The following is a 24,683-nucleotide window of genomic DNA, read 5'->3' as shown; positions in this document are numbered from 1 at the left end:
TAGTTTAACCAGTCTGTAACTTTACTTTTCTTTTGTCTGTATAGATTACTATTTACAATCGTAATTGTTAAAGTTTTCAACTTGGTATGTACTAATACTCAAAATCAATAGTGAAAGAAGTCAAAAACTTAAAAATGATATGATTCCAAAATTCAAGGAACATATCATCTTTTTGTTTAATTAAATTTTAGACTAAATATATTTGCCTCATTTTGCTCTTAAAATCACTCGGTAAATTCAGTCCTTTAATCAGGTAATTATCAAAATCCCCATAATTTTGCCTAATGGCAGAAAAATACCGTTCTAAATATGACTTTTGAACCGTTAAAGCTATAGCAACATCTTTTAATTGTGAATTTGTTAATTGGTCTCTGAGGTAGTCCAAAATTTCCTGATTTTCCTGCTTGCGCGCTTCAATAGTTTTTAGATAATCCGTTAAGATTTGATCATCACTTACTCCCAGGCTTTTCAAAATTAAAGCTGCTGCCACTCCTGTGCGATCTTTACCTGCAAAACAATGAAATGCTGTCGGAACAGGATCATTTATGAGAGTCATTAAAAATTGATGGTAGCCTTTTTGAGCAGATTTCTGTAAAGCTAATTCTTCATAGGTGGTAAGCATATCTTCTTCAGCCTGATTATTACCAGAAACAATTTCATCAACACTGGCTTGATTAACCTGAGCATCTTTTAAAACATCAATTACAACATAATCTAATCCGGACCACAAACAATCCGGAAATTGTTTTCTTTCTTCCTCGCCCCTAAAATCAAAAACTCTCTTAATTTGATATTTATCTTGTACTTGTTCTTTTTGATAAGGAGTCAAGTTATACAATTGCCCACATCTAAAAAGTATCCCGTCTTTTACTTTTCTTCCTTCAAATCCAGTGTAACCACCTAAGGAACGCCAATTAGTAATTTCCCTTGCCATTTTTTAATACTCCAATTACTTATTAAGTTTAATATTATTTATTATAATTTTTCAGGCAAAATATTTCTACTAATGAAAAAATTTTAAAATAAAAAACCTGCTGGTAAATAAACCAGCAGGTCTGTTATAAATCTAACGACTAATTAGCTTTTTCTTTGCTTTTATAAATACAATTAAAAATAACAGATATTACTATAGCAACAAGCGAAACGAAGTAAACCCCTTTTAAAGCACTAAAAAGTACTTGCCTTAATTGTGGAATTAAGTTCGCAGATAGTTCTTGGGCTTTAGCTGATGAAACTATTTTGTTCATCATGCCTTGTGTCAAATTCGGATGTTTTGCAAGTTGATGTGCCACGACAGTATTGAAGGTAATACCAAAAATGGAAACCATCATTGTTTGACCTAAATACCTCATTAATGTGTTAAAGGAAGTAGCAACACCAATATTTTCTTTAGAAACTAAAACCTGTGACCTGACTTGCGAAGCTGTTAGAACTCCACCAAAGGAAAAGCCATTAAGTGTTGCTATGACACAAAAGACCCAAAACGGAGTATGAATAGGAACAAGCAATAACATGCAGTCAGCAATCAGCAGGATTGTAAGCAATCCAAAGAAGGTTTTTCTTACACCCCAGCGACTCAACATGCCACCGATCAAAAATGAACCCACAACCCACATAACAGAGCTTGGAGTTACGGCAAAACCTGCAATAGTAGCAGAAGTACCATTAATCCCCTGCATCCAGGTTGGAATATAAAATTCAAAGCCAATAACTACTCCGGCAACAAGCAGGGTAATCATATTAACAGCCAAGAACTCTTTGCCCTTGAGCATTGACAGTGGCATTATCGGATCATCCGCGCGCTTTTCTTCATGATAAAAGATAATTGCGCTGACTATGATTAGTACAATTAAAGCAATAAGCATAAAAGGATTAAGAGTACCTAAATCTTGAAGCGTAAACATTAAGGTTAAAAGCAAAACAACTAACCAAAAAGTTCCTTTAACATCGAGCTTTGTCTTTTGCTTATTCTTTGGTTCATTTAAGAAAAAGACAACTAATAAAAGTGCAATGATACCAATTGGCACATTAATGTAGAAAACCCAATGCCAAGAAAGATTTTGTACGATAAAGCCACCGAGTAATGGAGCAATGACTGAAGCTACGCCCCAAAAACCAGAATTTAGACCTAGCATTTTTGTTCTTTTTTCCAGACTGTATAAATCTGCAATTATGGTCATAGCCACCGGTTGAACGGCTCCAGAACCCAGACCCTGAATAACACGGAATAAAATTAATTCAACCATATTCTGAGCCTGACCGCAAAGAGCAGATCCAATCACAAAAAGAGCTATTCCAAATAGAAAAATTGGTTTACGCCCAAAGCTGTCAGCTAATTTGCCATATAAAGGAGTTGATACAGCAGTCATAAACAAAAAAATGGAAACAACCCAATTCATAATTTCCAATCCGTTCAGATCAGAAACAATTGTTGGCATTGCAGTAGAAACGATTGTACCTTCGATGGCGGTCATAAATGTCGTCATAAAAATCGCAATCATCACTACTCGTACATTTGTCTTCTTCACAATTACAACCCCTTCATTAGCTGCTAAAATTATTTATTTTCATGAACAAAATTTAAAAGATCTTGAACTTTATCAGTTTTCTCCCATGGTAAATCAATATCTGTTCTGCCAAAGTGTCCGTAAGCTGCTGTTTGCTCATAAATTGGCCGCCTTAAATTAAGCATTTTAATTATCCCCGCGGGGCGCAAGTCAAAGACTTTACGTACTGCTTTTGTTAAGAGTTCGTCACTTGCTTTACCTGTTCCGGCAGTATCAACCATAACTGAAACTGGATGAGCAACACCAATTGCATAAGCTAATTGAACTTCACAGCGATCAGCCAAGCCTGCAGCAACAATATTTTTAGCCACATATCTGGCAGCATAACTGGCACTGCGGTCAACCTTTGTCGGATCCTTTCCAGAAAATGCTCCACCACCGTGGCGAGCATAGCCACCGTAAGTATCAACAATAATTTTACGTCCAGTCAGTCCTGAATCACCCTTAGGTCCACCAATAACAAAGCGACCTGATGGGTTAATCAGAAACTTGGTCTTTTCATCAAGGTATTTAGCAGGTATTACCTTTTTAATTGCCAAATCTATCATAGCTTGGCGAATCTCTTCGTTTGAAACCTTATCATCGGTCTGTGTTGAAATAACAACTGTATCTACACGTGTTGGTTTTTGTTTTTCATCGTATTCAACAGTCACTTCTGCCTTAGCATCGGGTCTAAGCCAAGTTAAAGTACCATCTTTGCGTAGCTTAGCAACCTGTCTCATCAAGCGATGAGCAAGCGAAATAGGCAGAGGCATTAATTCAGGCGTTTCATTGATTGCAAAACCAAACATTAAGCCTTGATCTCCCGCCCCGATTTGATCAAGCTGATCTTCGTCAGATTGATTTTCACGCGTTTCAAGAGAATGATCAACGCCTTGAGCAATATCAGGTGATTGTTCATCAATATCAATTAAGACAGCGCAATTATTGCCATCAAAGCCAAGCTCTGGTTTATCATAGCCAATTCTTAAAACTGTCTTGCGAACAATTCCTTGAATATCAACATAAGCACTAGTTGATATTTCACCAAAGACATAGACAATACCAGTATTGACGATGGTCTCACAAGCTACATGAGCTTGAGGGTCTTTGGCAATAATAGCATCCAAAATTGCATCAGAAATCTGATCAGCAATTTTGTCTGGATGACCTTCAGAAACAGATTCTGAAGTAAACAAACGTTTTTCCATATTAGTCCCCCTATAGACAATAGCTATTCGGTTACAAGGCATCTCCACTTAAGGATCCTCTCAGGACTTGAACCGATTTTTTAAAATTTTCGTTCTATGTTCTTATATATACATTGATAATAAAAAAAGCTACCGCATGTTCGGTAGCCATAGAACGATGGAGGATACAGGGCTCGAACCTGTGACCTCCTGCTTGTAAGGCAGATGCTCTCCCAGCTGAGCTAATCCTCCAAAGTGACCCGTACGGGATTTGAACCCATGTTACCGCCGTGAAAGGGCGATGTCTTAACCACTTGACCAACGGGTCATTATTCTGAATCAAAGCACATTCAATAGTATACCTATTTTGAAAGAAAATGCAAGGATTCAATTTATTAAATCAATAAATAATGGCGGCGCGAACTTCCCTTCACACCACCATCATTATGGAGGATACAGGGCTCGAACCTGTGACCTCCTGCTTGTAAGGCAGATGCTCTCCCAGCTGAGCTAATCCTCCATTTTGTTGTCATCTCTCGACCACTCTTAATAATTTAGCATAAGTTTCTATTTATGTCTACATTTTTTTGAAATTTTTGTAGGATTCTGTTCATTAATATTAATTTCTATGAATTAACTAAACTTTTTTCAATTCTTTTTTATATTAAAGATTAAGGATATAACTATATCGGGTGAAGAATGCTTGACTACTATTCAAGAAGTTGTCGGATCAAGTATAACAATCGGAGTTTAATCTCTATGTATTTTTCATCTGAATTTTGGAGAGTATGATTGAAAATTTTATATCGAAAGTTTAAATCTCTCACACTCCATTAAAAATTTCTATTTTCTGATAAAAGAGTTTTCTTATTCACTTGTTAGATTTTATCCTACTTCAACTTTTATTTTAAAAAGTACAATATACTTTGATACTGAAAAATTGTCACTTAAAATAATCTATTCTTGTATCTTCTATAATAATTATTTATACTAGAATTAAAAAAATAAAAGCATCACATGAAATTTTTTAATTTAATTATATAAAGTTTTTGTTACATTAAAAATCTTAAATATTAAGGTTCATACTTTGTCCATAACGCCAGCGACATTAAACCTATGGTAGTAAATCTTTGGGAGGAAGTAATGGGTAATCTAAAAAAAACCTTATCATTTTTAATAACAAGCTTATTCATCTTTTCTTTGATAGGATGTTCAGCTAATGATACGAACAAATCAGGTGATAAAGGTGGAAGTAACAATCGACAAAGCAAAAAAGTAGTAATAGAGAAAAATACTGCTAAAGCAGTAACACTATCGGCGGGTACTCATAAAGTCGGTAAAGAGATTAAACCTGGGCGTTATGTAATTAAGGCCGTCTCAGGTAGTGGCAATCTATTTTCACGAAACAGTCCTAATGATCGTAATATAAATGTCATTTTAGGGCCAACTGAGGATGATACATGGATGAAACTTTCTTCGTACACCACTGACTTAAAAGCTGGAGAAAAGATAAAGATTGACGGAATTGAATCAACAAAACTAATCCCAACTCCAGACAAACGTATTTTTAGAAAGATACTGACCCCCGGCAGTTGGACAGTAGGTAAAGATATCAAACCTGGCGATTATACTATTAAAGCTGTACGAGGAACTGGAAACATATTCTCTGACAATGGCGAAGATGACATTAATGAAATTTTAGCTAAGCACCCTGATAAAGATTACGGCCAGGTATCAAAAATTCATGTTGAATTAAATAAAGGTGAAATAATAACTTCTGATGTTCCTAAAATAAAATTAGTAGAAGACTAACTACTAAAATTACAAGCATTATAGAAGTCAAACTTATTTAATTTTATTAATTCATTTAATTCGTTTATAAAGCATAACTTTAGGGGTTTTATTCCATTAATCTGATTGATGAAAAACTATTTTAAAAAGAAAAGACAATTCAATTGATCTTATTATTAATGAAAAAAGACTAATTTAAATTTATATTACGTTTTGAGTCCAAAAATTTTGATAAAAATTATATAATTTCTTTAAAGCTTGAGTCCGATATTCATTCGGAGTCAGGCTTTTTGGTCTGTCTTTTTTCTTTCTCCTTTATAGTGTATTACGCAATTTCTTGAGTTAGTTTTTACAGATTATGGTACTTATATTCTTGGCTATAAAAAATTTTCGTTTTAATCAAGTTAAGAAGATCTCCACTAAGCGATTGTGCATTGGATTTCATTTGTGCTACACGTTTTGAAAAATGCCATGTAATTTCAATACACTCTGATAAATCGAACTTTGATATTACACTGTATGGAAATCACAAGCATTTAGAGCCTAATGCTTAGCAAAAATTTTATCCAGCATTGACACAGTTCCATATTAAGATGCCCTGAAATTAAGTAGAAATCGATATCGCCAACATAGTCATCCAGAATGGTTGACAAATAAAACTTTAGTCCCTTAAGATGAAATTCAGTAATATCCGCATACTATTTCATATTTGGTCTTAAGTAAAAGAAGGTAAGTTTAATTAAATTAGGTGCAATCATACCAACTATATCGCAATAACTAGAATACATACGTCGATTTCATTTATTGGCTTTTAAACCCTAAACCCAGTTCGTTCATATTCCTTCTAACCACTTTAAAACTAGCTGGTCAGCCACCTTTAATTAACTGCAAGGCAATCCTACTTTATCTTCAATTTTAAAAATATACTTGTTGGTGCTATATTTGTTTATTTCTCCTAATTTTGCAGCTACTTGAAAAACTTTCCCCTTGATCACTTAATATTAATTTATTTAAGCGTTTTTTACTGACTCTAGGTGAAACAACACTATTAGCACTAACAACACCTTGTGGCTTGGAATTTTGAACACTATTTTTAGTCTTCTAAATGTGTTTGTTATTATATTTTAGCTAATTAGTTTTGGTCTTTAAATTAGTATAAAAATAATTTTTAAATCCATGAAGCATAGTATAAACGCTATTTTCATCTAATGAAACTAACTTTTTCTTCTTTATCTTTACACCGGCATAAAATAAATAGCTGATTTTGTCGCTTGATTTAAAATAAGATTTTCCCGCCACCACAAAAGATAATTCGACTTCGCAATCTGATGTAGGACACATAAGTTTGTAACGTAATTTTTCTAGTTTTTGCTTTTTTATAATTTTAAAAGAAACAGGATTTGATGAACCATACCAAGTTGCATTAAACCTCTCATCTATTTCTCTTCCACAAATGATATAAATGAAATTTTTCTCTAACATTTTAAAAATTTGGCATTAAAGAAAAAGAATTTCATTTCGAGAGTTTAAGGCCTACACATAAGGCTCACCTATAATTTAAGAGCGCCAAATTCGCGCATTATTGTGCCATGGGTTAATGACTGAATGCTAGATAAATTAATTCAAATTTCTGAGAAATTGCAAAAGTACCGGATAAAATTTAACAGCACGGTCGGCCGATTACTTTTATGCCGTGCGAAAGTATAATAAAAGCTTGTAACAGTTGATATTACAAGCTTCTTATTACTATTAACGGAGTGTGAGGGCGCAAATAGCTAAAATTGTTGGAAATTATAGAATTTATTTCCCTATTTATTAGTAATGTTCCATAATTTTTAAGATGATAAAAACTGTTAAATATGAAGTTGGCGAACATTTTAGCGAACATTGCCAAATATCAAGTTACCTTATCTCAATATTGTTAATATTACTTAGCTCAACTTCTGTATCACCTACAACTATTTTATCACCATTGTATCCTTTTACCAACCCCACAATGTCGGGCTGTATCTTCTTGTCCAGAGTTTTTTCCTTAAGCTGAACAGCGACAGTCTTATTATTGGCAAAAGCCTGCAATAGCACCTGGCTAATCTCAGTCTCAGACATAGTATCTTTTTCAGAGTATACTCTAGCTTTTTCTTCCTTATCACTATTAAGAGCAGCTATGTGGTCGCTGAGCATGAATCCTTGCCACTTCTTCATACCTCTATCTTGATAATTCTTAAAAAAGTTATTGACTGTATCGTTAAAATTGTTCTTCATTTTTACCACCAAACATTTGTTTGCAATTATTATAAAATGATGGTGCTGAGTGAGCAAGTCGGAAGACTTTAATTATTTTGGACAATAAAAAAAGCCACCTTAGTATTAAACTAAAGTAGCTATCAAATAATTTAAACTATTTTCTCCAAAGTGTGCAAACTAGGGCGTATGGTTTGTTGTTGATAACATCTCCAGCAACACAGTTTGGAATTTTTGAAAAATCATGATTTAAAAGTGCAGCTTTTTCTTCCTTTAAATTATCGAGCTCACTTTGCAAACTAGAATTATAATTTTTGGCTTCATCATAATCAACAATTTTACTGCCAAATTTATACTTACCGTTTACCAAATCAGAAATCCTACCGTTAATGTAATCTTCATCCCAAACTAATGCATAGTCTTCTTCTTGAGCGCTTAAATTAGCCTTTTTTGATAGAACTGCAAAAATGCTTTCTTTGTTCATGTTGTTCTCCTTTACTTCAATTAATTTTTTTAAGTTTTTTAAATCTTCTTGTGTTGCCAGTTTTCTGATAAATCGTTTTGCCTGAGATCTAGCAACGATGTATTTTTTTCGCTCCTTATGGGCTTCATCCCATTTTTTGCTCGCTTTAAGCTGAGCCTCGCTAACTTTGCTCATTAACTCAACTCCTAATCTTTTGCAACTAAAACTAAATTATCTTCACTAATTATTTTCTGTTGGTCTTTAGCAATTTCAAGTGCATCATCCCAGGTTAACATATCGCCCTGGCTTACCATGTCTTCAAATGGCTCCCTAGCATCGCAAACCTTGAAATAATTCTTATCTAAAAGTACGTAGGTGCCATAATAACCATCGAAGTATTGCCAATTTTTTAAAAACATACAGTGGTCACGATCTAGTTTAAGAACGTAGTTCCTCCAGCCATTATTATAGTTAACATAACTGAATACATTGTCAGGACTAATTCTGATTAGAACCTTGCTTTCGTCAGCATTAACCTGATCTTTGAAATCCCAATACTTGTGAGATTGATCTTGATACTTGAAACCTTTAAATCTGTAATTGTTAAAACTTGTAGTTGACATTTTTGAAGTTCCTTTCTTTCTTCATTCACCTTACAACATTATAATATACGTTTTAACGTATAAAGTCAACTACTTTTTGCAATTTTTTCTAAAAAAAGTTAAAATTATTTTTGAAGTTTCGAACTAACTTCATTTACCTTATGCTCCCATTTGGGAGTTTTTTATTGCAAAAAATAAGCCACTTAGACAACCTACATCTAAGTGGCTTTATTAAAATCTAAGAACGATGAACACCTTTATGATTACCATGATCGTACAATTCAAAATTTGCATCTATTGCTAAGATATAAAATATTTTTGAAATAGGGTTAATTTTTCCTATTATTCTAAGGTCGGATCCCTTTATAACTACATAATTAGTTGAACATTTATCATATCTACCTGTTCTTTTAAATTCAGAAGGTATAGACATCATATCTTCCCGCATTTTTTCCTTAGGTATATATTCAATATTATTTTGTTCAAGTAAAACTTCATAATCGACACAGGAAGCCTTAACAAGTTTTTTTAAAACGCTCCTGGCATTATTTTTGTCAAGATTTTTATAATCTACTGAATAGTTTTTACTAATAAAAGAGAAGTTAAATGTTAACTTCTCCAAAAATGTATCTGAAATTTTAATTATATCTTTTTTATGCATTAGCCTGTACTACAATACTATCAAAAAACTCTTTTAAAACTTTTGGTGAAATTTCTTCACCACTTTTTACGCTATTCCATGGCTTTTGATGATGAGTAACATCGACTAATTTACTTGTACTGACATCGGCATACTTATTAAATACAGAATTTAAAACTAAACTTACTTTTGGAATATTATTTAATTCAGAAAAATCCTTAAGAGCTTGTTCCCAATTAATTAGGGAATTCAATTTTCTTTTTCCCTCGTATTTAGCATGAGCTTTTACAGCAAGCGGACCATAATCAGCATGAACTATTTCATCATCAAATAGCTTTTCATCATATAAAGATAAGTAAGTACCTTGAATGAAGTACAGTAACTTTTGTAGTCTAAGCTGAGTAAGCTCGTCTCTTTCAGGAAACATCTTGACATTGACGTCAGACTTAACTGCAAGCCAGTTAACTATCTTTTCTTCACTAATCATAGTCATCACCTCTTTCTACCTTTTCACACACATTATAAACCCATTAATATGACTATTGTCAAATAATTTATTAAAAAATAACAAAAATAAGCCACCCAGAACTTAATCTGAGTGGCATAATTAATATTATTTAAATTGCCCCATTGCTTTGCCGTACTTATCTTTTCCGACAATATAGCCATAACCATTAGCACGTGGCTGTCTTAGCCATAGACGTTTCGGACCTTGCAATACCGCATCATACTTAATTGCACTGCCCTTCGGCAATTTAGCTATCGCTGGAGCACTTATGTGTGGTGACGTGTGCAGTTTAAGTGCTTTCCCTAAAACAAAAGTACCAGGTTTCTTAATCCAACCTGATTTGTTGCTGGCAATTTTAGCTGGCTTCTTTGCTGAAGTAGCTTTACCGCCAATACCATGAGCAATATCGTGTGCGAACTGTGCTTTGCTGATACCGATACTTGAAAGATAACCGTAAGGATCACTATGGTCTGTATTTCCTAAATGCTGAGTGATCCAATTGTGTGTTTTCACTCCACGTTTAGCAGAGGTATCAAGCGTTAACGGAATGCCATATTTCTTAGCATATTCTCTAATTAGACCGATATAGTTTCGGTATGCTTTCTTTGCTCGAGTCTTATTGCTGAACTCACATAATTCGATTTGCATAGGTGATATTTGATTGCCATAATAACCACATCCCCAAGCGACATAGCCTAAGCCACCTACCAGATAACACTCTTTGTCATCTACTACCAGATGGACGTAGGTCTGTGCGGTATTAATGCCAACCTTCATATTATGCGCAATAGCCCAGGCTTCACCATTTGGCGTAGCTGTTGAATGAGCCACAATAATATCTCTTTTAGCAAGAGCAGACGCACCTTCATTAACCGACAATGCATACTTCTTATTTAGCTTCATTTTTTACACCTTCCTGGTATGCTTTCTCAATCATCCCTTCAGCAGTCTCTTTCGTTATCTTTGCCTTAGATGCTTTGGCTTGCTCAAGCAATGCGTCAGTTGCTGCCTGCTTCTTCTCTGCTCCAGAAGCATCCGTATGCGTTGCTTGTTGTGTGACGATATATTGCGCTACGTCATACAGCCATTCCATCTTTTTAGCAAAATCAGGATTATGCACTTTTGCATATTGATAAACAGCTACTATACCGACTGCTGCTAAAACAAAGTATGGTAATAATGAATTTAACAAATTAATAAATTGAGTCATTTTTAAAATCCTTTCAACAAAAAAAGAACACTACACAGTGTTCTCTAACTTCTTTTTTAATTCTTCGTACTTACTTTCGATTTCTAATCGCCTTTTTCGCTCTAAAAGGTAATCTTGCTTAAAATTATCTCTTTCAGCTTTTAGGTTTTTAATTATGTCGTCTGTGTCCTCTTTATGAGATGTATGAGTAACGGCTAAAAAGGTAGCAACTGCTTCAAAAAAAGTTCCTAGTACATAAATTAGGGTACTAACATCATGCACATAACCACCTCTCTAGCTTTGATAAATACAATATAGGCACAATATTGAAATTGCTGTTTCAACAATCACTGTTACTTCCATGCGGAATTCGCCCACGCCAAAAGCATGTCCCAGTTGCAAACCAATTAAAAACCACAAAGTCCAAGCACCCAAAATCAAGATAAACATGCGCCAACCTCTATGCCTCTTCTTAAACATAGAATCAGCGGTAATTAAAAGACCTAGTAATATTATTGCTAGGTCAAGTCTTTTATCGTTCATAAAAAGTGTCCACTCTGGCGGCCAATAGAAATAGTTTCTATCACGTAGCAAAGCGCTGCCAATGGCTAAAATGGTGCCACCTGCTATGGTCTGGTCGTGGTTTTCATTTAAATTTCTAAGCAGACGGCGCCACATAGTCATCACCTGTAATTCTCTTGTATGCCGCTTCATCAATAGTTTTGCCTACATATCCAGCAATCATAGCTTTGGTGTAAACTTTGACGCTGAATAAGTATTGGTAAAGTGACTCAAATGCATTCATTATGTTCATTATTTCGCACCTCCATCAGATTTAGCAGCACTGTCAGCTTTGTCGCTTGATGTCTGTTGTGCAACAGCACCTTGCGATACTAAGCCTACAAGTGTTCCAAGCTGTTGGTTTAGAGCCTCATTGCTTAGTTTGCCATTGGCAACATCATCTTTTAATTTATTCAATGTGTCTGCCATTTCAGATATTTTTTGACCTTGAACAGCTCCATCAGTTTCATACAATCGATAATTATTCCAGTCATATTTAGGTGCCTTTAATTTAGGATCAGGTGCATCCTTCACATACGGGTATGCAATTTCTGCATCAGCAGGTGCAAACCACGGCTCACATGGTATTGTGTTTGTTGATTTATAAACCTGAATAAATCCTTTAGTTTCCTTATTTTCTGCCATTTTAATTCTCCTTAATTTAAAACCTGATAATCAGCAGGTTTAATCCATGCAGATTTTATGTATATATAGTCGCTATATGCGACAATAACAGTCCAAGTTGACCCAGCCTCCAATATAAGACCACCACCACTTGGTTTGACAACATCTGGATGACCATCATTATCAAATGTAAGATAACATCCCCTAACGCAGCCGTTCAAAAGTTTAACTTTTTTACCAGCCAAATCATCTCTTCTAAACCTATGTCCACTTATTATCAGATTATTTACTTCTTTGCCGTTCATTAACATGAGGAAGCCACCTCCCTCACGTTATATAATAATAGTAAACAGGAGGGACTATTTACCCCCCCCACTTTGTAAAATCGTTACATCTTTTAAATTAACCCACAAATTACTTTGTGGTCCATTAGCACTAACATCCCCTACGCATAGCCAAATCCCCCAAAAACTTACATAATCTGAATTGGGAGCTACTTCAGGCTTGAAACCAATTTTCATTTGCCAATCATTGACCGTAACAGTCTGGCCATATTTATCATCTTTATGTTCCGGCCCATCAGTCAAACGGCTCCTAATCTGATTATTCCAATCAGCATAGTTATATTCACTATTAGTTCTATGATAAATGCTGGCAATTGAATTAAATGCATTAGTATTAACTGGAATCCAAACTTTTTTACCGATTAAGTTGTCATATGTACGTGCAAACCTTTCGCCATCAATAATTAGATTGTTTACTTCTTTACCATTCATTAACATTGATCTACCTCCTAAGGCGTTGCCACGAAGACATTAGGATGCGCTTTTGAGTATGCAATCCCACTGTCTAGGTCATCACACTGGTGCACGATTTCTTTGTTTTCTAGGATAGCTATTCTATTGGTTAAATTTTTATAGTCGTCCTGATTTAGCAGCTTCTCCCAATTCCTATATAACCCAACATCTACGTTAATGTATCGGTACTGCATCATTGGGTCCATGTCATAGCTAATCAGCAGCTGGAACGTTCTCACTGTAAAATTACGTACAATAAGTAGTCCATTAATATATTGCCCATTATACGTTCCTTGGATATCATAGATTCCGTCCTGAACTATTTTATCTAAATTGCTATTTGTTGCTGGCTTTATAAGTTTAACGTTACCTTGGTTGTCGGGTGCAATATTTTGTACAGATGTAACTACCTTAAGATTAGCAATTCCTTCATCATTAGGACTAATTGGTGTGTCATCATTAAGGCTAATCTGTTTGAGCTTGCCAAAGATGTCTTTCAGGTTTACAAAGCTGACCGTATAGTAAGCATCACTGTCATATTTATAGCCAGCTCTGTACCAGCACTCAAAATTAAATTTTGTAGCTTGAAACATTAACTGCTGGTAGTAATTTAACGAATACCCTGGGTTTTCACCCTCCAGTACGAAAATATATGTTTTACCATCACTACGATAGCCATTTGGTATGTCATTTTTGGAAAAATTAAAACCATTTTTGGAAAAATAAATCCCTGGTTCAGTGAGCGAATCAGGGTTAGTTTTGTTGTCAACTTCAATTGGATTAGAAATGGTATGGATTTTGGCCAAATCTTTGTCATTAGCAACTTTAAGGAAGTCTTCCTTACTGGTCGCATCAGCTTTAGTTCTTACATAAGTTAAGCCTCCCTGTCCGAAGTCGCTGATGTAGACAATTTGTTCGTACGTTTGAGCACCATTCCACTTTGGCACGACAAATATCCAACCATATAAATTGCCTTGCGTTGAATCAAAGTCTGCCATTTTGCCATCTGACTGCAACTGACAACCTAAGAACTTGCTGATACCAATCGTTGAGAACGTATCAAGGTTAATTTTCGTATTGTAGATGTTATTGCCACTATCGCTATTTAGAGCGGTAAGGCTTTCAATATTATTATTAACTTGACTAACAGCAGTATTAACAACGTTTGGAAATTCAGCTTCAAGATTGATTTTAACCTGATTAATTGCTGCATCCAATTGTGCCTGACTAATTAGACCTGCTTCTGTTGGACTAATTTCTACTGTTGCGTTATCACTTCGTGCAAATGCCAAATTAATGTCGAGTGCAGAAGTTGAGGCACCGTTGGAGCCTGCTACTAATGTCTGCTCAGTATCACTTGGCGTAACAGCTAATAGTCTTTCTTGGTCATCAACAGTGGTTTTAGCGAACCAGCCAATGGAATTAAACGTAATGTCTTTAGTTACCTTAGCATTATTGAAACTTGCCGAAACAGTAACTGTTTTGTCGTTAATATCAGTTACATTGGTTAAAGTTGACATCTGTTCACCGCTCATTACCGTTAATGCACGTTGCTCATCTTCTGACATCCCTTTTATATCTTGTGAATAAAGAACTGCCTTAGTGTAGGTTATTTTACCCTTGGCACCATCTACAGCTGTCAGCATTTTACTTCCAGCAGTAGTAATTAATGTGCGTCCATATCCTTGCATGTTAATCTCCTTTCTTATTCCGCAACTAATTTAACTTTTTCATAAATTGTTGTAGTTGTACCCAGGTAATGCTGTGCATCCGTTTTTGTATCAAAGCTGATCTTATCTAACCAGATTCCCAGAGCAACTAAACCTTTTAGGTTATCCAAAATGAGACGCTCAGTTTTAAGACTATCAATTTTACTTAGTGGTATTTGGATAATAATATGACGCGTTCCATTTTGAAATACTTTGACACCTTGCCTTTTCTGTAAAGCTGTTTCAGAGATGTTAACTATACTAGGAACTGTTCCTTGTGATTTAGCAACTAATGACTTGATATAAATTAAAAAGCGGTAGAGTTCGTCATCATGATTTACTCTGCTAGCTTTAAAATCTTCACCAAACAAATCCAAAGTTGAACCACTGGCAACATTTATTTCACGGTAATTTTCAACTTGTTGTGCTGTTGCACTGATGTCAGTCATTGGCTTATTTAAAACATCCATTAACTGCCATAAGTTAGAGCCATTATAGTTAGCCCAATATTGCGATACTTCTGCTAATAACTCATCAGTGCTAGTTGGAGATTCAGCGTTAGTGTCATCAACCATCAACTACCACCTCCACATGGTCAGCGTCACAGACGGGTACCTCAAAGCGTTTTGTGTTAATGTCTGAATTGCCTAAACCGTCTTTTGCTATACCAATTTGAATAGTCGCTTCTTCAACGCCTGATTTGTCATAAACATTTGAATATAACTTTGTTAAGTAGACCGTCTGTCCCATTTCCAAGCTGTTAATCTTTTCTGCGATATCTGCCTTAATATCAGCAACATTGTCATCACTATTCCACGATATATTTGTTTTAACTTTTACCTGGACAAAGATTGGCTTTTCAGTAGCACTATCAAATTTAATTGTTTTAACCACGCCACTTTCGTCAGAAATGTTAATTGCCTTAGAGCCTGTTAAAGTAGTACCAGCTGCAACATGGTCGTTAAGACTATGGGCTATATCATGGTCGTTGCCCCCTAGCACATAGACATGAACAGTGTATGGTGGGTTACCATATTCATCTACTTTATCCTGATCATTATCAACTGCGTCTGCATCCCTAACGCCTGGAAGATTGAGCAAAGCAGACCTAATGCCATTTCTCGTTGGTCCTTCTTTCGCAGCATTTTCCATGACTAGCCGTTTGCGGTAGTCCTCATCAGTTTCGTCATCTTCACCATCAGTTGCTGGTTCAGGATTAGTAACATCAAGAATAGTATCATCTGGATTAGACACAATGGTAACTGTGTTAGCTAGCACGTTATTCATCTTGCCAGTTTCTTCTGATTCAAGATTTCCTGTACCAACCCAGTTGCCATCCTTGTCCTTTGACGTAATGACATCATCCGTTAATTCAAAGATAATCCCATCATCAGTTTCGAACTCTTCGCCAGCCTGTATGAGATACTCGCCATCAGTTTGGATAACAATTTGCACATGCGACTTAGTCGCAATCTTCCGAGCAACACCAATGTTAGCTCCTAATCTGTCTAAGGCAGTATCACTAGCGGTTGAAAAAAAGCCTGAATAATATACTAGCTCAAGCTGTTGTGCTATCTCGGTTAGCCTCCAAGCGAACATTTCAGCAATTATGCCAAAGTTTGAGTTTGATGATAAAGCAATATCATCCCCGAATCTTGATTTAAGATCGTCCTTTATTGAGTCAAGCCATTCTTCATAGGTTGGAGAAATGAAGCCCTTATCGGTTATTCCAAATTTAATCGCCAATATTTAAACCTCCTTCCGCTGTATCGTTAGTTCCATCTTCTAATGTCACATTAGCTTTAAACTCAACTTTCAAGCCACGCTCTGGCTGTTTTTCAAAAGTCACATCTGTCAGCTCATTGACTTCTGGAATATTGCGTTCAATCGCATCAGCAATATCAGTCTGGGCGATATTCTTTTTAAAGTTTTTAACGAAAAAATTAGTGTAATTTGTACCCTGGTCAGGATCTAAGTTGGCCATCTCGCCCAGGTGGATAGATAATGTAGCCTTAATTCTTTGAGCAATTTCATCTATTCCATCAACTATTTCTAAGTCGTGCGTGACTGGATCAATGACCAAATCCCCATGGTCGTCAACTTTCAAATCTCTCAAAAAATATCGCCCCCTAAAACACCAATAACAATAGCGTCATTGGCATCGTGTAGCCTTGATGTATCAGTATCAAAAGTATTGCCCGAGCCATCCCAGTTGGTACTATCGTTGTCTAGCACGACTGTTACGACAATTGCTCCTTTTTTCATCAGCTTTTTCTTCGGCAGACTAATACCGTTCTGTTTGAGCCAACTTTCGCCAGATTTGAGGCTGTCAATAAACTCGTCCATTAGATAGCAATTAGCGGATACAGGGACATCCAAATATTGTGCTGACTGCTGACCATCTGGTCCCACCGCTAAAGGCTGTATGTCTGCCACATGCTTTTTATTATCATAGCTAATAACTTTGGCAATTTGGGCACACTCTATTTCAGACATTATCGCTTCTTTAAAGTTTTGCATCCCTTTGTAAACTGCATCCTTAGCTGCTATGTGTGCATTAGCCATAATTGCACCTCCTAAATCTTAATGATCGACATCTGGGTTTGTGGATTGTCACCGTCAAATGAATGTTCTCCTGACTTAACGTAAAATGAGCCTTTAAGGAACCTGCTGTTCATCTTGATACCAACATTGATTGTCACTTCAGGAATTAGTGGCGTTACAATTTCCCAAACATTGTCCTTGTCAGTATCTTCACTCGGATTTGGCTGCTGAATTAGATCATCATCGTCAATAACGATCCAGGAACGCTTTTTGCTTCTAGGATTCACAATTTCCAAATTACCTTGAATATACGTCATCTTAGAGCCTGTTTTAGTAACAAGTTGTTTCAAAAGGGTCAATGGCTTTCCTTTGGCTGTATAAGCTTTTTTAATCGTTGGATTTTTGGCTAAATCAATTTTGGCAATTTTAATGCCAGATTGAGAAGCAACTCCTTGGATCAATTTTTTATAGCTTGTGCCTTTACGGTAAGTTTTATTGACCATGATGGTCTTAGTAGCACGTGTCTTAATGCGCTTTTTCTTAACAGTTGCTTTAATCCATTTTTTCTTACCGCTCTTATAAGTTTTATAATGTCCCGGAACATTGGTTTTGATGGTTTTATATTTATTTATTTTTTTAGTTTTTTTAAGTCTTAATTTTCGGGCTTGTAGATTGTTGTAATCTTTTCCTTCTGTAAAAGTAATGATCTTGGAGGTGGTGACACCATCGCTTTGTCCTGGTTCGACTTTCGAGATAAAACCTTCAGCAATTAGTTTTTTGCTTGAACCCCAATTAAAATAGAGCAGTGCTTTTTGTTTCTTTTTATAAAAGGCAGCATGTTCTTTGCTCATATTGTAAATAGTGACGGTATTGTCCTGTGGACTAGGGGTATCAGAAAAAGGTGCGGTAAAACTAAACGGATAGTTCTTTTCAAACTTCTGCTCATTAAGCAATGTCTGTTTCTCACCACTGCTATTTTCAACAACAAACCACATGTGAGGGCTTTTCGTAACTATAGCCATTAATAAGACACTTCCTCGTCTGTTTCATCATCCGCAGTTTCATCTGGGTCAAAGCCTAAAGGTTCGATTGTCGGATCAACAGTTTCAGAGCCGTTAGGATCGACAACATCGAAATAGAGCCTGACGTTTTCACCAAAACTGCCCCTGCCTGCATCTGTTGCCTGTCCTGTTTCATCCATTACTCTAATGTCAACTCTTGGCAAGCGTGGATCGGATATATCGATGCCGACTAGCTGTCCTAATATTAACGGCTCCTGCTCCACCAATGTTTCACCATCTTTCTGAATGGTGATCGTGTAAAAATCAGCAAAACGATTATAATCGACACGCATAACGTACTCTTCATCAAATATATTAATGTCAAAGATATCAGGCAGATCATCGACATCTATATCAATGTAATCTCTCATATTTTTCTACCTAACCCTTATCTTTTTTCCTGCATAGATCTTATTGGGATCCTTTATTTTGTTGACTTTGGTGAGCCATTTGACAGACTTGCCATACTTCTTTGACAATGCCCAAAGAGTATCGCCTGGCTTAATGGTTAACGCAGTATACTTCTTAGTCCGTTTCCCAGACTTTGATTTAGAAGCTTTAGCCGACTTTTTGCTTTTACCAGACTTGGTCGAAATAGATGCTGCAGTGACATATTTGAATGTAATAGACACGTGCAGGTCATCTTTTAGCCCTGGATTATCTTTACTAAGTCCCGATATTATCAGATGTGTGTAATAGACAATGCCTCCACGATATGACAGCTCCACGCAGTCTTCTGCCCATTTTCTCAAAGTAACGTACTTGTCGTGCGCATTATCACCATTTTTGCCCTTTAAAATACCTTCAACTGTTATCCCACGATCAGACATCCTCGCATAGCTAGATCTTGGAGTGCCTTTGTCTACTGGCCATGAGGTGACGTTTACTGAATTGCTCTCATTCTCATTATCAGAAGGCAAAATATAGATGATCTTAGTACCATGCTTAGTTGCATTGGTGGGATATATGGCACACTTGCCCTCATTGGTCCATTTAGCATCGTGTTTTTCCAACTTAGCTGCGATCTTGTCATCATACTTCTTCTGCTTTTTTTTCTTATTTAGCTTTGAAAGTTTAGAAGATGCCTTGGTGTGCGCACTTTTTTTACGCTGATAATTTTTGTCATCAGCGCTTTTGCGTTTCTCGGCTTTTTTCAACTTAGCCAAACGTACAGCTTTAGCTCCAGCAGACTCGTTCTTAGGTGCTTTTTTTAGCTCCCTGACTGCTTTATCAGATTTGCTTTTCTTCTTTTCCGCTTTTTTCAAGGCAGTTTTAGCTTTGCTCTCGGCTTTTTTAGCTTTCTTAGTTGACGTTGAGGACTTAACTTTTACTAGCTTGTATTTGTAGGACACATATATCTCCTTTCTTTACCAAAAAGTGGCAGCACTTAAGCTACCTTTTTAAATTAGCCAAAATCTAAGCCAATGTTTTCAAAATACTGTGCAATTCTGCGATCAATAATATCAGCATACTTTCTGGCATCCCTTTCTGACGAAATATTACCATTAATGTTAATAGTGACATTTGGGGACATCCCCACAGATTTAGGCTTTTTAATTTTTACTTTCTGCAGAACTCGATCTAAGCCAAAATTCTTGGATTGTTTGTTGGAATAAACATGAACTGGTTCTTTAAACCTAGCAATTTCTGGTCCTTTTTCGCCAACAAGCACGTTCTGCCCGACAGGAGGATTACCACCTTCAGCATAGCCATGACCATTGCCTAATGCTGAAAGATCAGAACCATATTTGTGTTTTGCATAGTTTAAGCCAGCATAGATATTGTCGGGTCCATTAAAGATATTACCCGCACCTTTGCGCTTGTACGCATCGAATGTTGCACGTTTGGTTTGCATTAATCCGAGTGCTGGGCCAGAGCCATCACCGTCTGGATCTGCTCCTGGCTGTTTTGCTGCAGGATTACCGCCAGATTCTGTTTGAATTTGGCGCAATACCTTATCGACCATGCCTTTAGACGTAGACAAATTAAGCATCCCTAGGATGCGTTTAACCGTGCCTGCCCAGCGTTGGACACCTTCACCGCCAATATTGGCTCCGAGTGCTCCTTCATCACCAAGCTTATCCTTGATCCATTTTATGGCACCTGCACCTATTTGACTCTTGGCTAAGTTCATAAGCCTTCCAGAAGGCTTTGCATTAGCTGACTTGGCAGAAGCATCATGTAATCCTTTAACACGGTAGAAGCCATAGCCCATTGAAGTATCGTCTGATATTCGTGATACTCTAGCGCTAGGTGGAGTCTCATTAAACATGGTGCCTGTCTGTGGGTTCTTAATAATCCCCACATGTCCTGCAGCACCAGTTCCGTGACCAAAGATAACAAGGTCACCTGGTACTGTCTTAGATAATGATTTACCCAAATATTCAGTACCACCCGAATGTTGCATATCAACTGTTGACCGACCGATGTCAATGTTAAAGTGACGCAAGGCTTGCATGACCATGCCTGAGCAGTCGCTTGCCATTTTTGATGCAGCACCCATGACGTATCTAACTCCGCTGAATGTGGCTTCAGCGTATTTTAGAAATGCCTCACGAGTACCGCCATGACCATTGCCTGCACCAATAGCATTGTCAATAACAGTCCACATAGCATTAGTCCAGGGAACACCATATTTAGTTCCTGAATTTTTAGCAAGGTCAACTGTACCAGCGGTAATGTCAATCTTGCCTCGGTTTAGTTTGTTAGAAAACATATTGGCAAAACTCTTAGCTGGATTAGCCTTGCCTTTTGAAACTAACTTCTTCAAAAAGCTAGTAGACACACCACTACCTTTGGCAAAGTGTGCCATTCCCCAACTATGAGCTAGGCTTTGCGTTTGCGTCCCATTCAGGACAGCATCGTTCTTTTCAAGTGGAAGGATACGGTTATTGCCTCTTGGAATCCAGATGTCACCAGAGCCTTTAACGATTGCTTCTTGTCTTGGTCCTGATTGAGCATCATTAACCATAGCCAGCGTGTTTTGTGTTAAGCGACCATTTGAACCTGCTGCAAACTTAACAGGTTTAATGACACTTGCATTACCGCCAAACTGGCTTAATACCTTATCAATGCCACTAATGCCACGATTAATCTGATCAATCGTATCTTGCATCGCATCTTTGGCGTAGCCCTTCATCTTGTCAAGTGCTTTGCCGAAGCCTTTAGATGTTGATTTGGCTAAATTGATGGTGCCATCATGCAAACTGCCCATTTGAGAGTGGACACCTTTACGCATAGTAGTGTAGTCCTTAACTGTACGGACACGTGTCTTTTTGGTCTCTTTGCCAGTCTCTGCAGTAATCTTTGCCCATGATGAAGAGGTGTTTTTAGCTACTTTATCAAGATTGGTATTGCCGTTAGCATAGCCTTTTAAAACATAGCCTTGTCCCAAGCCACCATGCAATACCTTGTGGGTATCTTTGGCATTAAGAATATGTTCATTAGCATGAACTTTTGCTATTTCAGGACCATTAGCCCCTAGAATACGAGCATTATTGCCATTAACGGTATAGGCTAGTTCTGCGCCACCTTCACCAACAAGGGCAGTGTGAGTAGTCCCAATCTGACCACCTTGAGCATGGGCTTTAACTGATTTAGTAGCTGGCTTAGTGAAATTGCCAATTGCTTTGCCGACACCACTAGCCCACTTGTCAAAGCCTTGTTTCTTGTCGCTGAACCATGAAGTCAACCCATGCCATTGGTCCTTGAACCATCCGATTACGTTTTTGACCCCTTTAATAAAGCCATTAAACATGTTCTTGGTTGACCAGCCTAGATTTTCAAGACTCCAGAAATTCTTTGGCGGTTTCTTGGCAATCCATCCCTTGGTTAGAGCTTTTCCAGCATTAATTGCTGTACCATAGACTGTCTTGTTCCACATATTATGTGTAGTCCAACCTAGGTTCTCTAATGACCAGAATTTCTTAGGTGGCTTTTTAGATTGCCAGCCTTTTTTAAGGCTATTAACGGCTTGACCTGCTGCTTTACCAGTCTTCTTGGCCATATCATGTGTAGACCAGCCTAGGTTTTCTAGGCTCCAAAACTTTTTAGGTGGTTTCTTAGCCTGCCAGCCTTTGGTGAACTTGTTAACCGCTTGGCCACCCCAGCCACCGACGACTTTGCCAATTTGGGAACCAACGGCTGCGCCTAAGGGTCCGCCAAACCAGAGACCAATACCACCACCAATGCCAGAGCCAATGCCCTTGCCGATATCTTGGCTACGCTTGTCAGCTGAATGACGATCGTTAAAAGCATTGACAAATTCAGAGCCTGCATCTATTGCTACACCTGCTCCTGCTAAACCAGTTCCAATTTTTCCTGCTGTGGTAAGACCTTTAAACCCTCCAGCTGAATGAGCCGATTTCATCATCCCATTCAGCGGAGTAAAGTTAGAGCCATTGCCAACTAGGCCTTTAGCAGTACTGATTTTTTCTAACGCTTTCTTAGCATCACCTAAAAAATTGATAAATTTGATGCCTTTGCTTACCGAATATCCGGCTAATATAGCTCCACCTATAGTTTTAAGTGTGCCAGTGTGCTTAGTTGACCAATCCATAAAATTAATCAAAGCGTCAGAAACTTTGCTAATTCCACCAGCCACATTTTTCTCAAATTTTTTGCCATCTTTTGTCGTTAAAAATTTGGCCAGCTTATTTCCCGCTTTGTTTATAACAGGCAAGAACTTAGCTCCCATTTCAACTTGGAAGGCGGATATTGCTTGCTTAGCCTTAGCAACCTGCATTTTTGCAGTTTGTCCATTCTTAGCTGCAAGACGTGCAACATAGTTACCTTTACTACCTGCTTTTTGCGTACTATTGGTTAACTCTTTTAATTCTTTTGTGTTTTTCGCAAGAATTATTGCTGCTTGCTGTCCTGTCGCTCCAAAAATAGATTTAAAAAATCCATTTGATTGAACAGTATCTTTACTATGAGCTTTTATTTGTTTATAAATTACTGAAAGGTCATGAGATAGTGGCTTAATTTTTCCACGAGCATCTACTATATCTGATCTTTTTACACCTATTCGATCAAAAATAGATTTTTTGCTGCCAATTAGGTTTACTTGATTACCAATACCATTAATTACTGATCTAAGTCCAGTACCTGCTTTATCGCTTTCTAATCCATTGTTAGAAAGAACGCCCATTGCGGACGCTGTTTCTGCTAACGAAACATTAAGAGCTTTAGCTGCGGCACCAACATATGACATACCAATACCAATTGTTGAAAACCCGGTTGACGTTGCATCAGCTGAATATGCCAGCTCGTTAACTGCCATTTTGGTATTTTTAAGCATTTTGGTCGTATTTTTAGCTCTTAATCCAAATGAATCTATAACTTGTGAAGAAACCGTAGTTACATCCGCAAACTTGTCACCAGAAGCTACAGATGCCTGTAACTCACTTTCCATGGCTCCAATTGCTTGCTTTGTGGTGTAGCCACGTTTTACTAAATCTTCATAACCTTCTGCAATAGCTGACTGAGATTTACCATACTTTATAGACATGTCACGACCCTGTGATTGCATGGTCATTACGGATTTAGTAACCTCTTTAGCTTTTTCACCGCCTAGAGTAGCTAGGTTAGTTATTTCTTTGTAGGTCTGTTGCAGATCACCAGCTTTTTTTGCACCAGAGATAGTAGCTGCACCAACTGCACCAATTGCGCCTGCGGCTACAGTTGCACCACCTTTGATATCAGCCCATACACTATGCAGCTTGGACTTCATTTTTTCAGTAGCATCATCTACCTTTTTAGTAGCACTGACTAGTCTGTTAAATCCTGTTGGGCGTAGATTTTGAATTTTAGAATTAAGATTATTAACAGCTGTTGCGGTCTCATTAATTCTAATTTGCTGTTTTTGATAAGCACTACTTGCTACACCTGATTTTTCAGCAATTTTGCTTAACTGAATTTCTAAACTTTTTTGCTTAGAAGTGAGGCTAGAAACAGCTGCTTGATAAGCTTTAACACGCTCGGTATTAGCTTGATGAATTCTGCCCTCTGACTCCAGTCTTTTGACATATGAAGCAGTGGCACTGTTAATATTATTGATTTCTCTGGGAATACCGTCAGGGACGTGCATCCCAGAGAACTTTTGATTAACTTTACCGAGAGCTTCATATAATGCACCTGTGGCCTTATTAGCTTTTTCAAGTTCACTAAAATCAACATTAACATCTAAGCTATATCCTTCGTGATTACTAGCCATTAA

At 37.0% G+C, this 24,683-nt stretch carries 27 protein-coding genes, 3 tRNA genes and 1 riboswitch; of the genes, 1 reads left to right on the top strand and 29 read right to left on the bottom strand.

Features of this window, described 5'->3' with window-relative positions:
• Positions 1-187 precede the first annotated feature (187 nt).
• From LACWKB10_RS05945 to LACWKB10_RS05920, 6 genes are all read right to left on the bottom strand, one after another.
• The gene (locus LACWKB10_RS05945; protein ID WP_034980031.1) at positions 188-934 is read right to left on the bottom strand and encodes a tyrosine-protein phosphatase; all 747 of its coding nucleotides are present in this window, start codon (positions 932-934) and stop codon (positions 188-190) included.
• Between the two features lie 139 nt (positions 935-1,073).
• The gene (locus LACWKB10_RS05940) at positions 1,074-2,528 is read right to left on the bottom strand and encodes an MDR family MFS transporter (RefSeq protein ID WP_034980028.1); all 1,455 of its coding nucleotides are present in this window, start codon (positions 2,526-2,528) and stop codon (positions 1,074-1,076) included.
• A 29-nt stretch (positions 2,529-2,557) separates the two neighbouring features.
• The gene (gene metK, locus LACWKB10_RS05935; protein WP_034980024.1) at positions 2,558-3,757 is read right to left on the bottom strand and encodes a methionine adenosyltransferase; all 1,200 of its coding nucleotides are present in this window, start codon (positions 3,755-3,757) and stop codon (positions 2,558-2,560) included.
• A riboswitch (SMK box riboswitch) is annotated at positions 3,755-3,835 on the bottom strand. Its footprint overlaps the gene before it by 3 nt.
• A gap of 80 nt (positions 3,836-3,915) precedes the next feature.
• Positions 3,916-3,988 (bottom strand) — tRNA-Val (locus tag LACWKB10_RS05930).
• Positions 3,989-3,992: 4 nt separating this feature from the next.
• Positions 3,993-4,064 (bottom strand) — tRNA-Glu (locus tag LACWKB10_RS05925).
• 119 nt (positions 4,065-4,183) lie between these two features.
• Positions 4,184-4,256 (bottom strand) — tRNA-Val (locus LACWKB10_RS05920).
• A gap of 623 nt (positions 4,257-4,879) precedes the next feature.
• Here LACWKB10_RS05920 and LACWKB10_RS09845 point away from each other — a divergent pair.
• The gene (locus LACWKB10_RS09845) at positions 4,880-5,548 is read left to right on the top strand and encodes a hypothetical protein (RefSeq protein ID WP_052060312.1); all 669 of its coding nucleotides are present in this window, start codon (positions 4,880-4,882) and stop codon (positions 5,546-5,548) included.
• A 1,107-nt stretch (positions 5,549-6,655) separates the two neighbouring features.
• Here the strand turns inward: LACWKB10_RS09845 and LACWKB10_RS05910 are convergent.
• The 23 genes from LACWKB10_RS05910 to LACWKB10_RS05805 all read right to left on the bottom strand — a co-directional run bounded on the left by LACWKB10_RS05910 (position 6,656) and on the right by LACWKB10_RS05805 (position 24,680).
• Positions 6,656-7,009: a hypothetical protein gene (locus LACWKB10_RS05910; RefSeq protein ID WP_034980021.1), complete on the bottom strand. Its 354-nt coding sequence runs from the start codon at positions 7,007-7,009 to the stop codon at positions 6,656-6,658.
• A 420-nt stretch (positions 7,010-7,429) separates the two neighbouring features.
• Positions 7,430-7,789, bottom strand: coding sequence for a hypothetical protein (locus tag LACWKB10_RS05905; protein ID WP_034980017.1), 360 nt, complete (start codon positions 7,787-7,789; stop codon positions 7,430-7,432).
• A 136-nt stretch (positions 7,790-7,925) separates the two neighbouring features.
• The gene (locus tag LACWKB10_RS10240; RefSeq protein ID WP_034980015.1) at positions 7,926-8,426 is read right to left on the bottom strand and encodes a hypothetical protein; all 501 of its coding nucleotides are present in this window, start codon (positions 8,424-8,426) and stop codon (positions 7,926-7,928) included.
• Positions 8,427-8,437: 11 nt separating this feature from the next.
• Positions 8,438-8,854, bottom strand: coding sequence for a hypothetical protein (locus tag LACWKB10_RS05895; protein WP_034980011.1), 417 nt, complete (start codon positions 8,852-8,854; stop codon positions 8,438-8,440).
• Between the two features lie 217 nt (positions 8,855-9,071).
• The gene (locus tag LACWKB10_RS05890; protein ID WP_034980008.1) at positions 9,072-9,494 is read right to left on the bottom strand and encodes a hypothetical protein; all 423 of its coding nucleotides are present in this window, start codon (positions 9,492-9,494) and stop codon (positions 9,072-9,074) included.
• A complete protein-coding gene (locus LACWKB10_RS05885; RefSeq protein ID WP_052060311.1) occupies positions 9,487-9,960 on the bottom strand; it encodes a Panacea domain-containing protein in 474 nt (157 codons plus the stop codon). The genes LACWKB10_RS05890 and LACWKB10_RS05885 overlap by 8 nt, the downstream gene beginning before the upstream one ends.
• A 126-nt stretch (positions 9,961-10,086) precedes the next feature.
• Complete coding sequence (locus tag LACWKB10_RS10310) at positions 10,087-10,884, bottom strand: N-acetylmuramoyl-L-alanine amidase (protein ID WP_052060310.1); 798 nt, start codon at positions 10,882-10,884, stop codon at positions 10,087-10,089.
• A complete protein-coding gene (locus LACWKB10_RS09840) occupies positions 10,871-11,191 on the bottom strand; it encodes a phage holin, LLH family (protein ID WP_052060309.1) in 321 nt (106 codons plus the stop codon). The genes LACWKB10_RS10310 and LACWKB10_RS09840 overlap by 14 nt, the downstream gene beginning before the upstream one ends.
• A 30-nt stretch (positions 11,192-11,221) precedes the next feature.
• A complete protein-coding gene (locus tag LACWKB10_RS05870) occupies positions 11,222-11,452 on the bottom strand; it encodes a hypothetical protein (RefSeq protein WP_034980002.1) in 231 nt (76 codons plus the stop codon).
• A 12-nt stretch (positions 11,453-11,464) separates the two neighbouring features.
• The gene (locus LACWKB10_RS05865) at positions 11,465-11,854 is read right to left on the bottom strand and encodes a hypothetical protein (RefSeq protein WP_152560567.1); all 390 of its coding nucleotides are present in this window, start codon (positions 11,852-11,854) and stop codon (positions 11,465-11,467) included.
• Entirely contained in the window at positions 11,829-11,984 is a 156-nt protein-coding gene (locus LACWKB10_RS10010) for an XkdX family protein (protein WP_081945349.1), read from the bottom strand. Before LACWKB10_RS10010 ends, LACWKB10_RS05865 begins: the two co-directional genes overlap by 26 nt.
• A complete protein-coding gene (locus LACWKB10_RS05860; RefSeq protein ID WP_034979997.1) occupies positions 11,984-12,376 on the bottom strand; it encodes a hypothetical protein in 393 nt (130 codons plus the stop codon). The genes LACWKB10_RS10010 and LACWKB10_RS05860 overlap by 1 nt, the downstream gene beginning before the upstream one ends.
• An 11-nt stretch (positions 12,377-12,387) precedes the next feature.
• Entirely contained in the window at positions 12,388-12,666 is a 279-nt protein-coding gene (locus LACWKB10_RS05855; protein WP_034979994.1) for a hypothetical protein, read from the bottom strand.
• Positions 12,667-12,714: 48 nt separating this feature from the next.
• Entirely contained in the window at positions 12,715-13,137 is a 423-nt protein-coding gene (locus LACWKB10_RS05850; protein WP_034979992.1) for a hypothetical protein, read from the bottom strand.
• 11 nt (positions 13,138-13,148) lie between these two features.
• Positions 13,149-14,843 carry a hypothetical protein gene (locus tag LACWKB10_RS05845; RefSeq protein WP_034979991.1) on the bottom strand — a complete coding sequence of 565 codons (1,695 nt, stop codon included), beginning with the start codon at positions 14,841-14,843 and terminating at the stop codon, positions 13,149-13,151.
• A 14-nt stretch (positions 14,844-14,857) separates the two neighbouring features.
• Positions 14,858-15,436 carry a DUF2612 domain-containing protein gene (locus LACWKB10_RS05840; RefSeq protein WP_052060308.1) on the bottom strand — a complete coding sequence of 193 codons (579 nt, stop codon included), beginning with the start codon at positions 15,434-15,436 and terminating at the stop codon, positions 14,858-14,860.
• Positions 15,429-16,607 carry a baseplate J/gp47 family protein gene (locus LACWKB10_RS05835; protein WP_034979988.1) on the bottom strand — a complete coding sequence of 393 codons (1,179 nt, stop codon included), beginning with the start codon at positions 16,605-16,607 and terminating at the stop codon, positions 15,429-15,431. The genes LACWKB10_RS05840 and LACWKB10_RS05835 overlap by 8 nt, the downstream gene beginning before the upstream one ends.
• On the bottom strand, positions 16,597-16,977 hold the full coding sequence (locus tag LACWKB10_RS05830; protein ID WP_034979986.1) for a hypothetical protein: 381 nt from the start codon (positions 16,975-16,977) through the stop codon (positions 16,597-16,599). The genes LACWKB10_RS05835 and LACWKB10_RS05830 overlap by 11 nt, the downstream gene beginning before the upstream one ends.
• The gene (locus LACWKB10_RS05825; RefSeq protein ID WP_034979984.1) at positions 16,974-17,426 is read right to left on the bottom strand and encodes a hypothetical protein; all 453 of its coding nucleotides are present in this window, start codon (positions 17,424-17,426) and stop codon (positions 16,974-16,976) included. The genes LACWKB10_RS05830 and LACWKB10_RS05825 overlap by 4 nt, the downstream gene beginning before the upstream one ends.
• Before the next feature lie 11 nt (positions 17,427-17,437).
• Positions 17,438-18,427: a hypothetical protein gene (locus tag LACWKB10_RS05820; protein ID WP_034979982.1), complete on the bottom strand. Its 990-nt coding sequence runs from the start codon at positions 18,425-18,427 to the stop codon at positions 17,438-17,440.
• Positions 18,427-18,837, bottom strand: coding sequence for a hypothetical protein (locus LACWKB10_RS05815; protein ID WP_034979980.1), 411 nt, complete (start codon positions 18,835-18,837; stop codon positions 18,427-18,429). Before LACWKB10_RS05815 ends, LACWKB10_RS05820 begins: the two co-directional genes overlap by 1 nt.
• 6 nt (positions 18,838-18,843) lie before the next feature.
• The gene (locus LACWKB10_RS05810; RefSeq protein WP_034979977.1) at positions 18,844-19,818 is read right to left on the bottom strand and encodes a LysM domain-containing protein; all 975 of its coding nucleotides are present in this window, start codon (positions 19,816-19,818) and stop codon (positions 18,844-18,846) included.
• A gap of 53 nt (positions 19,819-19,871) precedes the next feature.
• Positions 19,872-24,680: a phage tail tape measure protein gene (locus tag LACWKB10_RS05805; RefSeq protein WP_034979974.1), complete on the bottom strand. Its 4,809-nt coding sequence runs from the start codon at positions 24,678-24,680 to the stop codon at positions 19,872-19,874.
• Between the last annotated feature and the right edge of the window lie 3 nt (positions 24,681-24,683).

The sequence above is a fragment of the Lactobacillus sp. wkB10 genome (genome assembly GCF_000760615.1).
In the GTDB taxonomy this organism is placed as follows: Bacteria; Bacillota; Bacilli; order Lactobacillales; family Lactobacillaceae; genus Lactobacillus; species Lactobacillus huangpiensis.
Note: the sequence above shows the minus strand (reverse complement) of the source record. Positions and strands in the feature narration are given on the sequence as shown.